Annotated in this window: 11 protein-coding genes; 2 read left to right on the top strand and 9 right to left on the bottom strand. The window is 49.5% G+C overall.

Going from position 1 to position 13,401, the window contains the following annotated elements:
- The first annotated feature begins 27 nt into the window (after window positions 1-27).
- Window positions 28-1,062 (top strand): helix-turn-helix domain-containing protein, encoded by a 1,035-nt coding sequence (locus M9H61_RS12295; RefSeq protein WP_250280706.1) that lies wholly within the window; start codon window positions 28-30, stop codon window positions 1,060-1,062.
- Window positions 1,063-1,244: 182 nt separating this feature from the next.
- Here the strand turns inward: M9H61_RS12295 and M9H61_RS12290 are convergent, their stop codons facing one another.
- The 8 genes from M9H61_RS12290 to M9H61_RS12255 all read right to left on the bottom strand — a co-directional run bounded on the left by M9H61_RS12290 (window position 1,245) and on the right by M9H61_RS12255 (window position 10,761).
- Window positions 1,245-3,611 (bottom strand): heavy metal translocating P-type ATPase, encoded by a 2,367-nt coding sequence (locus M9H61_RS12290; protein WP_250280704.1) that lies wholly within the window; start codon window positions 3,609-3,611, stop codon window positions 1,245-1,247.
- Between the two features lie 42 nt (window positions 3,612-3,653).
- Window positions 3,654-4,991, bottom strand: a complete 1,338-nt coding sequence (locus tag M9H61_RS12285; protein ID WP_250280700.1) for an APC family permease — start codon at window positions 4,989-4,991, stop codon at window positions 3,654-3,656.
- A 7-nt stretch (window positions 4,992-4,998) separates the two neighbouring features.
- Window positions 4,999-5,448 (bottom strand): cytochrome c, encoded by a 450-nt coding sequence (locus M9H61_RS12280; protein ID WP_250280699.1) that lies wholly within the window; start codon window positions 5,446-5,448, stop codon window positions 4,999-5,001.
- A gap of 109 nt (window positions 5,449-5,557) precedes the next feature.
- Entirely contained in the window at window positions 5,558-5,893 is a 336-nt protein-coding gene (locus M9H61_RS12275) for a YHS domain-containing protein (protein WP_064781637.1), read from the bottom strand.
- A gap of 549 nt (window positions 5,894-6,442) precedes the next feature.
- Entirely contained in the window at window positions 6,443-7,642 is a 1,200-nt protein-coding gene (locus M9H61_RS12270; protein WP_250280698.1) for a hypothetical protein, read from the bottom strand.
- A 69-nt stretch (window positions 7,643-7,711) separates the two neighbouring features.
- The gene (locus tag M9H61_RS12265) at window positions 7,712-8,434 is read right to left on the bottom strand and encodes a copper resistance protein B (protein ID WP_063093944.1); all 723 of its coding nucleotides are present in this window, start codon (window positions 8,432-8,434) and stop codon (window positions 7,712-7,714) included.
- A gap of 2 nt (window positions 8,435-8,436) precedes the next feature.
- Entirely contained in the window at window positions 8,437-10,119 is a 1,683-nt protein-coding gene (locus M9H61_RS12260; RefSeq protein ID WP_101270197.1) for a copper resistance system multicopper oxidase, read from the bottom strand.
- Between the two features lie 78 nt (window positions 10,120-10,197).
- On the bottom strand, window positions 10,198-10,761 hold the full coding sequence (locus M9H61_RS12255; protein ID WP_120226108.1) for a plastocyanin/azurin family copper-binding protein: 564 nt from the start codon (window positions 10,759-10,761) through the stop codon (window positions 10,198-10,200).
- A gap of 340 nt (window positions 10,762-11,101) precedes the next feature.
- Between M9H61_RS12255 and M9H61_RS12250 the strand changes: the two genes are divergently transcribed.
- Window positions 11,102-11,302: a hypothetical protein gene (locus M9H61_RS12250; RefSeq protein WP_114114388.1), complete on the top strand. Its 201-nt coding sequence runs from the start codon at window positions 11,102-11,104 to the stop codon at window positions 11,300-11,302.
- A 122-nt stretch (window positions 11,303-11,424) separates the two neighbouring features.
- Here the strand turns inward: M9H61_RS12250 and M9H61_RS12245 are convergent, their stop codons facing one another.
- Complete coding sequence (locus M9H61_RS12245; RefSeq protein WP_250280696.1) at window positions 11,425-13,047, bottom strand: recombinase family protein; 1,623 nt, start codon at window positions 13,045-13,047, stop codon at window positions 11,425-11,427.
- Window positions 13,048-13,401: the final 354 nt, after the last annotated feature.

Below are 13,401 nucleotides of genomic sequence, written 5' to 3'. Positions count from 1 at the left end.
GGGATCGCTTTGTCAAGAATAAATGCGATGCTTGAACTCTGGCCGATACCACGCATGACTTTTTCATATTCCCAAGCGCAAACCGGCGCGGTTGCAGAGCAATCTGTACCGGTCGGAACGTCTGCCGTTGCCCGCTGGCAATGGGTGCAGACACAGATCCTTCATCATCCTCATTTGTCGACTGCCGAAATCTGTGTTGCCGTCGTTCTGGCATCGCACGTCAATGACCGCACTCAGGCATGCTTTCCCAAGATTGAAACGATTGCCAGTGAGGCAAAACTGTCTGATCGTAAGGTGCGTCAGGCGCTTAAGCGTTTGGCCGAGCTTGGATTGGTGGCCAAGCTAAGCCGAGCTGTTGGCAGACTACGTAATCGCAATGCTTATCAGTTGATCGGCCTTGGCTCTAAACCGGCATCTGGTTCCATCATACCGGCACCTGATGCCGCTGTTAAACCGGCACGTGATGCCGGTTCCAATAAGAAGAACACGGATAAAGAAGAAAACACGGATGAGAAGGAACAGGCAAATACTGTTTCTGGAACCGGAGCAACCGTCCTTCCTGCCGTCGATGATCAATGTTTGATTTTAGCTAGAGAGTGGCAGCGATTGTGTTCGGAGCCCTGGACATTGGCGAATGCGTGTTTACGGGTGAATGAAGCGATTGACCGCGTTGGCATTGATGCCGTTAGGCTGGAGCTCGATGGATTACGACGAGGGAAAAAGCGTCTTTCGCGGTTGATGTTACTCGACACTCTAGACGAACTAAAACCAATCATGTCAGAGGAAACTTGTGACTATCAACCTTGTGAAGTGCAAGAAAAGGGTACACCTGAAATATGGGTGGAGATATGCGAAACGCTCTCAAGACGTGAAATGCCCGAATGCCGAAACCCTAGAGCTTGGTTGTCGAAGATCAAAGCATCGCTAAATGGAAATACTTTGCGCCTGTCAGCAAAGAGCCAGTGTGTTGTTGACGTTGTTAGAAAGCAGATGTTAGCGGAAATTGCTATTTTGGCTAATCGCCAAAAGTTAGTGGTAGAGAGTATTCACAAATGTGATTAGAGCCAGAGCACGATTAATTGAAATGAGGACAGGACATAGAAAGCTTCCAGTTTCAGCCGACATAGAATGCAAAACGCGGGGATATTGATCAACCACGGCATTTAACAGGGCTGGAAAATTTGTCTGCGATAAATGATTGCCAACAAATTGATCCATCCCTGCAAATTGTTCAGCGCGTTGAGTTAGCGGCCTGCTCTACGAAGTCGTAATGCATTGGCAATAACAGATACCGAAGACAAGCTCATGGCTGCAGCGGCAAACATGGGCGAGATAAGAATGCCAAAGAACGGATAAAGTAGCCCTGCGGCAACCGGCACACCTGCTGCATTGTAAATCATCGCAAAGAAGAGGTTTTGTCGGATATTGCGCATGGTTGTTTCCGAGAGCTCGCGGGCGCGAACAATCCCGCTCAGGTCACCTTTGACAAGAGTGAAGCCAGCACTTTCGATTGCCACATCCGCCCCCGTACCCATCGCAATTCCGACGTCGGCCTGCGCAAGTGCGGGGGCATCGTTAACACCGTCACCCGCCATCGCGACTTGATGACCTTTATCTTTTAGCTCTTTGATCAAATTGGCCTTATCTTCCGGTGAGACATCGGCCCGGATATCGGTAATCGAGAGTTTACTGCCAACAGCTTTTGCTGTTCGTTGGTTGTCGCCCGTCGCCATGACAATTTTGAAGCCCTGTTTTTTCAATGCAGCCAGGGCATCCGATGTTGTTTGCTTTATCGGATCGGCAACGGAAATGAGCCCAGCAATCTTTCCATCAATAACGACATGCATTACCGTTTCCCCCATATCTCGCCGATCATTTGCTATTTTATCAACAGCAGAATGATCGATATTGAGAGTCTGAAGGAGTTTGCTATTACCTAGGGCAACCGACTTGCCACCCACCTTTCCGGTGACGCCCTGACCGGTTACAGCTTCAAATTCCTGTGCCTTATCAAGGGACAAACCGCGCTCCTGAGCGGCACTAACAATGGCGTCAGCCAATGGATGTTCGGATCCCTTTTCCAGCGCCGCAGCGACAGAAAGAACTTCCTCCTCCTGAAAATCCGGTTGGGCGATTACACCTGCAAGTTTTGGTTTACCCTCTGTCAAAGTCCCGGTTTTATCGACAATGAGCACATCGATCTTCGCAAATCGCTCCAAGGCCTCTGCATTTTTAATGAGCACACCAATTTGTGCACCACGGCCGGTCGCTGTCATGATTGACATCGGCGTTGCCAAACCAAGGGCGCAGGGACACGCAATGATCAGAACAGCAACCGCTGCGACAAGCCCGTATGACAATGACGGATCGGGCCCCCAGATGGCCCAAGCGACGAAGGCGATCAAAGCAACCAGGATAACAGCAGGCACAAACTTGCCTGCAACCGTGTCTGCAACCTTTTGGATTGGCGCTTTGCTTCGCTGAGCATGGGAGACCATATCAACGATTTGGCTCAAGACAGTATCTTTGCCAACCCGTTTGGCCTGGATGATCAGGCTGCCATTTCCGTTGATTGTTGCTCCGGTGACATCATCATCTGGATTTTTTTCAATTGGAACGGGTTCACCCGAAATCATGGATTCATCAACTGACGACCGTCCTTCAACGACAACGCCATCGACAGGTATCTTGTCACCTGGGCGAACCCTCAAACGCATTCCGACGGTTACATCCTCAAGAGGAACTTCTCGTTCAGAACCATCATCTTCAATAATGCGGGCTGTTTTCGCAGCAAGACCCAATAACGCTTTGATTGCCGAGCCGGTTCGTTCCCGAGCCCCCAATTCCATTAGTTGGCCAAGAAGCACAAGGACAACGATGACAGCTGCAGCTTCGAAATACACACCGACATGTCCCTGTGCGTCTCTGAATCCATCAGGAAAAATGCCCGGAGAAATCACTGCGACGACGCTAAATATATAAGCTGCGCTAACGCCCATCCCGATCAAGGTGAACATGTTGAGAGAACGGTTCACCACAGAATGCCATCCACGAACCATGAATGGGAAGCCGGACCACAGGACAACAGGCGTTCCGAGAACCAACTCCACCCAAAGAGTAACGCGTTCTCCAATCATTTCCCGGATGAAGCCCAAACCAACAAACGGCCCCATCGTTAGGACAATCAGCGGCACCGTAAGAGCTGCGCCTAACCAGAATCTCTTTTTGAAATCCTGAATCTCGGGGTTTGGTGCGTCATTTTCTGTTGGCATATCCATCGGTTCCAGTGCCATTCCGCAGATCGGACAGGAACCAGGTTCGGATCGTATGATCTCTGGATGCATCGGGCAGGTGTAGCGACCCGAAGTCGATGACGAAGCGCTGTTTGCAGCAGATGTCTCTTCCTCTGAGGACAATACGCTCTGAGGAGAGCTATCGAACTTGCCCTTACATTTCTGCGAACAGAAATAATATGTCTCACTGCCGTACCGAGAGCGTGGTGTATCGGCATCCACCGTGACCGACATACCGCAAACAGGATCCGTCGACTGTCCTGATTGATCAGACATTTTGTGATTATCCTGGTGCTTCTTATGATGATGATCAGACATGGTCTGCTTCCTGCTGTTATGCTGCAATGTCACTGCGGATAATCAATGTCCTGAGTGATCGTGACTGTGCGCCTTGGCCGATTGGTTTATCCAGTTTGACAGGAACCAACGTTCAAAAATGAACACAGCAACGATCATCAAAGTTGCAATGAGAACAATGGATGGGTCGCTTTGCAATTTCATGCCGGCGAAAACGAGCAGCACGATGATGTCAAAGACAATTGCTGTAATCATTACAAAGCCGCGTGCTCCTATTTCTTGTCGTAGGTACTTAAAGCATCCCCAGTGGATGAGCACATCCATGACCAGATAGAAAAACACGCCAAGTGAAGCGATCCGGCTTAAATCAAAAAAGATTGTCAACAGCGCTGCCACGACAACCGTGTAAACAAGTGTGTGGTCTTTGATTGAACCCGACATTCCAAAATGACTATGCGGGATCATCTCCATATCGGTCAGCATCGCGAGCATTCTTGACACCGCAAACACGCTTGCTAGCAAACCGGACGCCGTCGCAACGACTGCGAGCAGCACAGTCAGATAAAATCCGATGGGCCCCAATGCTGGCTGTGCAGCTTGGGCGAGGGCATAGTCTTTGGCTTTTATCAGTTCGTCCAAGTCAAGGCTTGAACCAACAGCAAGCGCCACGAGAATATATACGACAACGCAAATCAGGATTGAGAACGTAATCGCACGACCCACATTCTTATGAGGGCTCACGATTTCAGCACCACTGTTTGTGATCGTTGTGAACCCTTTGAAGGCCAGAATTGAAAGAGCAATTGATGCGACAAAACCGGCCAATGGAAAGCTCGCGCCGTCGGGTGATGAGGGCTCGAATGAATATCCACCAGCCCAAAGAGCTGCAATTGCAAACAATGCAATCCCGCCGATCTTCAAGCCAGCCATAACCATTGAAAACAGGCCAACCGATTTGTTGCCAGCTCTGTTGACAGCATATGCAAAAATGATCAGGCAGACACCCAAGATCGGTATCAGAACTTCAATATCTGTCAGGTCAAAAGCCCGCAAAACATAGGTTCCGAATGTTCTTGCGACCAAACTCTCGTTGATGACCATCGAAAAGGCCATCAGCAATGCTGCGCCGCCTGCTATGGCTCCCGGCCCGTATGCTTTTTGAAGAATCATTCCAATCCCGCCCGCTGACGGGAAGGCGTTTGACATCTTGATGTAGGTATAAGCACTAAAAGCAGTGACAAGTGCGCCAAACAGGAACGACAACGGGAACCACTTTCCTGCAAGTTCGGCAATTTGTCCCGTCAAAGCAAAAATTCCTGCTCCGATCATAACACCGGTGCCCATGGATATGGCGCCAAGGAGCGAGATACTGTTTTTTTTGTATTCTGACTGATGGTCCATCCCTGCCTCACATTTGATGTTGTTGGTACATAATGCCGTTTGCTTCCTGCAGCTCGCGTATATAACGAATGATCCGCGATACCTGTTCCGAACTTACCTGAGGTTGGGCTGGCATATCGCCGAAGGGCCAGTGATGTTGTTTCGCCCCGTTTTGAACAGCTAGATAGAATGCGCGATCTGAATGATGTCCCGGATTGTAGATTCTGTGCATCAGTGGCGGGCCTTGTTCCGTGCCTGTTGCATTGCGTCCGTGACAAGCAGCACAGTTCATATCGAAAAGCTGGTTTCCTACCATGGCTTCCTTGCTGAAACTGGGGAGCGCAATCCCGCTATCGGTCAGTTCAAGATCTTTGATGTCATCTTTCCCGGGCAGAAACGAATTCAGGGTCATGGCAATGATCCCTACTGCGAAAAAACCGATGACCAAATACTTTGACCAATTGATTTCTTTTTTCATTTTCTTCGGGCCTTTGTTTTATGCGTATGTATCAAATATTCGAAGACACGTGAGACCAAGTGAACTAGTCAACCTTGGTCAGGGTGGTGCCGCCTATGATTTCGCTGAACTAGCTTGGCGATACGTGAGTTTGTCGGCTAATTGCGCTGCCATCGACATAGGTATCTGGCGACACTTCAAATTTCGAACGACAGGTGTCTGAACAGAAGTAGAATACTTCACCGCCATAAATGGCTGTTTTGGCGATGCGCGGATCGACAGTTTTATGACAAACCGGGTCAACGGCGGACTGAGGGTGCTCCCATCGGATTGCCTCAGCCTGACCGTCCGCTTGTTTCTTATTGTGGGTGTGCTTTTTGTGCCCAAACATGTGAGCACCGCAACCAAAGCGCATCATCAATATGATGAAGGCTCCCCAAAGCAACCAACTGAGAATATTTTCCATTTCTCTTCGCCATCCCATAAATACCTTTAGGTGTGACTGTTCCGTCTGAAAGCAGCATGGTGCAGAACACCAAGGCTCGATCTGTACGCATGCCATCGGCAGGTGCAGAACCCAGAACAGTTATTCGCTATTTGTTCGGGAGGATCAGAATATGGGAGGCTGGAAAATCCATGACCGAGATACCGGCTGAAGGGACACTTCTTCTATCCCGTTCTGTACAGGGGAAAACTCTGAAACCGGTAGGATAATCTCGGTAAGGACCGCTGATGTGGACTGACAAGAAACTTGGGGGCAGCACGAAGTCAGGTCATGCTGGTGATCAACGTCAAAACCACTGATTTCTGCAGAATGCGCAGGAAAAGAGCTAGTCGACGCGACTGCAATATGGGGAGCAAGCATAATAGCGCTCATCCCGACGAGCAGGATCAGTACGGCGCGTATTAGTGCGTGCTGTGCATTCATTGATCAAATTTCCTTTGGGCAGTACCGTAACACTTATGCCCTTAAATATCGAGTTACGTTGACCTACCTCAATCAAGGGGACGTTTTTTATCCGACTTCAGACAGAACCGTTACATCTGCAATCCGGTTGTCCATACTGTTGATTTCCTTTGAGATGTAAGGTTTGATTTCGGAGTATCTGACGTGAGCATCGGCTTGTGCCTGATAGTAGCGAAAGAGCTCTTTGAGCGGAGCGCCCATGTCTTTGTACGCTGTTAATACTGCGATTAGAGCCCCGAGCGTGAGATCGCCTTTTATCACCAGATACCCTCCAATTGTGTAAAAGAAGAAGGGCGTCATCTGTGATATGAAATTGTTTAAAGACTTCATGGCGAACTTGTTCTTGTGGATAGAGAGACGAAGGTCGTGAAGTCGCTTGTATGACCCGTAAATATCCCGGGCACCTGGCTGGTTATCGTTTGAGATGTTCCCTATCTTCTCGCCGAGAACTCTGACTTCCTTCAGCCGCGTTCGAGACAAAGCATTAATTTTCTTCTGGAATCTGGGGATGACAAAAATCTGAAGCGGCAACAGTGCGGTTGCGGCGATGCCCAAAACCAAATCTTGCACGAGCATGAAAGTCAGAATCGTCAGGAATGTACCGCCTTGTAACAAAGGCAGCACAATCGACTCTGCAGCATATCCAGCTACGGGCTCTACCTCCTGCACAATAACCGGAATCAATTCCCCTCCTTTGGGGGATGGCTTTCGAAAGCTGAATTTTGAAATATCAAGCCGTAGGCGGCGTGACATGTGTTCTGCCAGCGCACCGGATTGCAAATTAACCTGATATTTCAGCCAGCCATGCACGCCAATCGCCAATAAAAAAAGCAGACAGAGAGTAAGTAAAGCCATCGTTTGAGAGAACTCCATTCCTAAATAGGTAACTGGAAAATGTCCTGACTCAATGGCGTTGTTGATGATCAACTTCGGAAGCTCGAGGCTCATGTAAAGAGCCGGCAAAGAGGCCGTCGCCAGTAGCCCCAGTTTTATCTGCCGCTTCCATGAAGCTCTGAATATGTACTGCAGGAGCGCTGTTCCGCTCTTTGCCGAGGGCTTTTGAGCCTGTTGCGCAAGAACAGATCTGCGGCGTCTTAAAGCCCTGTATCCCGTCGCGCTGAGAATAATAATTAGCGCAACCGGCACCCCAAACACCACCAAATGGAATACAAGATGAACCCACCAGTGTGCATCGCTTGATATGTAGTGCGTCAAGCGATGCCCCAGATCGTGGACGATTTCCATCATTGTAGTTAGGTTCCTTGAGAAGGTTCGGCAAAACAGACAGGGAGGAAAGTCCTCCCTGTCGTGTGATGCTTAGAAAAGAAGGCGGAGACCGGTTACGAGGTAAGTTGCCTCGTAATCTTCGCCGTCATCTTTTGCAAAGTCTGCGGTTTTGCCGAGTTTCCGCTCATAGGCAACCCCGATATACGGTGCAACGGCACGGTCGATGAGGTCATAGCTAAGCCGCAGTCCGATCTCTGCGCTTGAAAACCCGCGTCCGACCTCAATCTCGCGATCGTCAGAGAACGCAGCATTCAGCTCAAGCGAAGGTGTGAGGATTAAACGATTGGTCAGCAAGCCTTCATACTCAACATCAAGCCGCGCACTGCCGTCTCCGGTCTCGCTGACAAACAGATCAGCGTCGACTTCAAACCATTGAGGAGCAAGCCCCATGATTCCAACGGTTCCATACCAACGATCTGTTGTGCTTGGCGTATCCAGACGAATACCGGCTTTGGCATCGAAAAAGTCGCTGATTGGTGTTTGCAGGACCAGTCTGTTCTCGAAGTTTTCGTAAAGGTCGTTTTTGAGATCACGCTCGCCTTCGCCTTGCCAACGTAACTTCAGTTCATCGGTGCCAACAAATGCATCACCATCCCAAACGAAAAGATTTTCCCCTTCGTCACCAGAGCGGTATTCAAACTGCTCCATTTGAATGCCATAAAAGATGTGATTGTCTGCTTTGGCAGTGAACGAGAAGGACAGGATCGTGGAAAGAACACCACCACCAATCGCGGCCAAAGTTAGTGTTTTCATTGTTATTGAACTCCATTCTCAAGTGCCGCGACGGCTGGACCGCCCTCTACAACCACTTTTCGGAACATGCCAGAAGCCATGTGATAGCTAAGGTGACAGTGGAAAGCCCATTGCCCAGGTGCATCAACTTCGGTTTCCGAATAAACGGTCATGCCAGGGTTGATATTGATGGTGTGTTTAACCGGATCCCATTTACCGTTGCCAGTATCGAGGATTGACCACATCCCGTGCAAATGCATCGGGTGTGACATCATGGTCTCATTGACGAACTTGAAGCGCACCCGTTCGCCATATTTCAAGCGGATAGGTTCTGCATCTTCATATTTGACGCCATTGATTGACCACGTATAGCGTTCCATGTTTCCGGTAAGGCGCAGTTCAATTTCACGCGTTGCAGGCCGTTCAGGGTACAAAGGCTTCTGTGCCTTCAGGTCGGCATAGGAGAGGAACTTTCCGCCATTGGCTGCTTTTGGTGTCAAACCACTTCCAGCGGCATAGAAGGGATCATCTTTGGACATTCCCATCTGAGAATGATCCATTCCGGCCATATTCGAATGGTCCATTCCAGCCATACCGTTCTCGTTACCACTGCCCATCGAAGAATGATCCATTCCGGCCATGCTACCGTGATCCATTCCCATGTCCGCCATTGTCAGCAACGGAGCGTCCATGCGTCTGGCTGGCATTTCAGCTTTCAACCCTTCTTGCGGCGACAACGATCCGAATGCATAACCCGAGCGTCCCATTGATTCGGCCATGATTGCATACGGCTTTTCAGCTGTCGGCTGAACAATCACGTCGTATGTTTCTGCAACCGAAATGCGGAATTCATCAACCTTGACCGGTTGAACATTGTTGCCGTCGGCCTGGACAACAGTCATTTCAAGTCCCGGAATGCGGACGTCGAAGTAAGTCATGGCCGATGCATTGATGAAGCGCAGGCGCACACGTTCGTTTGGCTCAAATAGTCCGGTCCAGTTTTGTTCCGGTGATTTACCATTGATGAGGCCGACGAAGCCCTGAACGTCTTCAATATCTGTTGGCATCATGCGCATGCTGCCCCAGTCTCCACGTTCAGAGAGAGTTTCTCCCAATCCGTTTTCCGAAACGTCGGAGATGAAGTCTCCGAGCGTGCGTTGGTTACGGTTGTAGTAGTCCGGCATCATCTTTAGGTTGCGCAGAATACGCGCCCCGGAATGAGGGTGCTTGTCTTTCAGAACAACGACATATTCACGGTCGAACTTGAATGGCTCGCGTTTCTCGGGTTCGATAACAATTGAGCCGTAAGCGCCATCTGGTTCCTGGAAGCCAGAGTGGCTGTGAAACCAATAGGTCCCGCTCTGTTTGACAGGAAAGCGATAGGTAAAAGTCTCGCCCGGTTCGATCCCGGTGAAGCTGATGCCCGGCACACCGTCCATCTGGTAGGGAAGGATCAACCCATGCCAATGGATAGATGTAGTCTCGTCCAGGTTGTTCGTCACGTTGATGACGGCATCTTCGCCTTCTTTGAGGCGCAAGGTCGGACCGGGCGAGGACCCGTTATAGCCAATTGCTTTGGTTTTCATATCACCTGTGTCGATGGTAACGTAATCGACAGACAGATTATAGGTTGCCGCATACCCTGCTGTTGACACAGCAATAGTGCTTAGCGCCCCCAAAAGGGTACGCCCAAGAAGTTTTCTCATTCTCATGATCTCCGATGGTTGAGGTGCGCCAGAGGCAACAGGGAGGGATTCCCTCTGGCGCGAGACCCTGCGCAGTGGTTACTGCAGGCGAACTTTACCGACCATGCCGCTCTCGTAGTGGCCTGGTACATTGCACGCAAATTCAAGTTCTGCGTCTTTCGGGAAGGTCCAGATCACCTCGGCAGAATCACCCGGCTCCAGAAGCACGCTGTTCGGATCGTTGTGCTTCATGGTTTCGCCGTTCCCCATGTCCATTTCCATCATGTCCATGTTGATTTTGTCTGCTTCAAGGGCCCCATGTTCCATCATCATCATCATTTCTTTTTGATGGTCCGCGTGCATGGCTGCGGTGCCAATGTTGAACTCGTGAACGAATTCACCCTTGTTTTCGACTAGAAAACGAACGGTTTCGCCGCCGCGAACAACAATCTTTTCCTTGTCATAGAAATTGTCTTCCATCGTGATCCGAATTGTCCGGCGAACATCAGAGATATCGCCAGGCGCTCCGATTTCGACGCCATCATTATGACCGCCACTATGACCTGCACCAGCAAATGCAGAAGTCTGGATACCGGCAAGGCTACCCATAGCAAGGGCGGAAGCAACAGCAAGGCGAAGGACAGAAGTAGTGTATTTGGGCATGAAAATGCTCCCGAGATAATTCAGTATAAAGGATCTCGTTACGCAAACCTTACACAGAGTCAGTGATCGGACTCATAGCGACAGATTACGTCACGAATGCAGTTTAGATAAGGAACTGAATATCTTAGGTGCGGGGAGGTTTGACGCTAACATCAAGCTCTGCAGGCGAGAGCGTTCTGTCTTTTGCCCAGTACTTTACAGACAACAAAACAGGTGCAGCGTTCCAGTTACCAGACATTTGCTGCACATAGGGACCACAAACAGCCATGCCACAAACATCGTTGTGCGATGGATCCTGTGTGTGAGAACTACTGTCAGCCATGACGGAGACAACACTGTGATGGCCACTGTTAATATCAGCGGCTTTGGCATGCACGGCCTCAGCGCCAGACAGCATTACTGTCAACGCGATAACAACCGAAAGTATGCACGAGATGATCCGCAAAAGGAGAATCCTATCACAATGTTGCAGCGCAATGGTTATCTTGAAGGATCACTGCGGTCAAGCGGCAATATTGTGGCAAATTTGTCGGAACTTTGATGCTTAAGCAGTTGTGAGCATTTCTCTCGATTTAAACTAGGCGCTGTTTTGCTCTTGTGTGCCAGAGATGTTGGCTAGTTAATTCCAAGGAACAATAGATCGATAATTCAAGGGAATACAACTCAGTTTTGGCTTTGATGAATAGTGATAAGAGCGTCGAAATCAAAATCGGCAAAGCAGGCTCGTTGAACGGGAACCTCATGCCTCGACTGGAACGTTTTTAGGATAATCCGATTAATAGTTTGCCTTAGGGGGCCGACTGCTTTTGGATCTCGTGACCAGTTCAATAGGCATGAAATCAACTTTTGGTGTCTCTGGATAATACCGGCGAGTTTGCGTGGTAGGGCGCTGTCTGAAAGCTCACGTTTATGAGTTGCGATATCAAGTTTCGTACGTTGTATCTGTTCTGCTTTATCGTCAAAAAACGCGCGTATTTCAGCTGAACGTGCGTCCGGGCCCAAGGCATCAATAACCTTGTTGATGCTGGCGCGAAGATCTTCGAGATGCTGAGACAGGCGTTCAATCTCGCGTGCGTGATGAGCGCGAACTTGTTGGATTTCATCGCTCTTGAAATGCTCAATGATCTTTGCCTCGTCGAGTTCAGCGACGGCATCCAATACTAGCTTGATGATCTCGTCATAGTGAAGGTTCCTGTTCGCGCAGCCTTTGACAGGGCAAGAATAATGCTTCGCATAGGTCGCTGTGATTTTCTGATTGTGCTCCCCGCAATAGAGTTTGCCGCCAAATACCGCATTGGCACGTTTCTTTGTGGCGGCCTGTTTGCGACGCCATTCCTTTGATCGGCGAATGGATGTCGCGCGTTTCTCCTCTTCTGTCATCAAAGAGGGTATCATTTTGCGCTGAAGGTGTTTGCTGGATCGTTCATCAAGAGCCTTCTGGACTTTTGTGAAAGTCTCATCGTCAATGATGGTCAGTTCGGGGATTGGGACTGTGATCCATTCCTTTTCCGGACGCATGATTGATAGGCGTTTGCCGTTTTCCGGATGTTTGCGGTACTGCATTTTGTTGAAGGTAACGATGCCGTTATAGAGCGTTTGGCGTAACATACCCGTCTGGCGGACAAACGAGCCAACAAGGCTTGAGGGTGCCCATTTCCCACCTTTGGGGGAATCAATGCCGCGTCGGTTCAAATCGTCGCAGATATGTTTCAGCTTTCTACCTTCGGCATAATATTCAAATATCTCGCGAATGATTTCTGCTTGTTCCTCATTAATCTTGCGCTTGCCGCGAATAGGTTCGCCAAACTCGTCAAGGGCATGAACAAGATCGTAGCCATAGAGTTGACCACCTGGCACACCGCCACGCAAAACAGCTGCGATCACCCCACGATGGGTCTTGTCAGACAGATCCTTGAGATAGAGCGCATTCATGGTGCTTTTCAGACCAATATGCAGCTCGTTGATTACGCCATCTGTGACGGATTCAACAGGAAGGCCCAAGAACATCATCTTTTTGAAGAAATTGGCAGTGTCGGCCTGGTCTCTGCTAATGCGGCTCAGGTTCTCCGCAACGACACCCTCAAATCGTCCGTTGAGTGCTGCGACCAGAAGTGCACCGATGCCAGGGCGGTTGGCAATGTGAGAACCTGAAATGCCCTCATCAAAAAACACGTCGGCAACCTGATAGCCTTTGACGCTGCAATATTCTCGGCAGCGGCGGATCTGATCCTGAGTACTGGTTTCCTGTTTGTCCGTTGAGTGGCGGGCGTATATTGCTACATGCACTGATTGTATCCTCGAAGGTTGGATCAGATTGATTACCTTTCGGGATTGCTGATGCGCAAGGGTAAAACAGCGATTTCTCTTAAGGATAGGTACTTAAGAAAATGCTGTAAATACAATGCACTGCATGTGATTGCATGAGAGTGCATAAGATTGCACGAAAATGCAAAAGATTGCATGATAGTACACGAGATGGCACAACTTTCACCTGTCGTGACGGGGGCAGGATAGGTTTGGTGGGCCCACCAAACAGCCCGAGCGGGCTTCCTGCTTATTCGCATGGCGGTGCCATGCTCAACGTTTGTTAAAGGATTGGTTGCTTAGCATCTGTAATCTTCGTGCCGAAGTGCCACAAAA

The organism is Thalassospira sp. GO-4 (assembly GCF_023588965.1).
GTDB lineage: Bacteria > Pseudomonadota > Alphaproteobacteria > Rhodospirillales > Thalassospiraceae > Thalassospira > Thalassospira povalilytica.
Note: the sequence above shows the minus strand (reverse complement) of the source record. Positions and strands in the feature narration are given on the sequence as shown.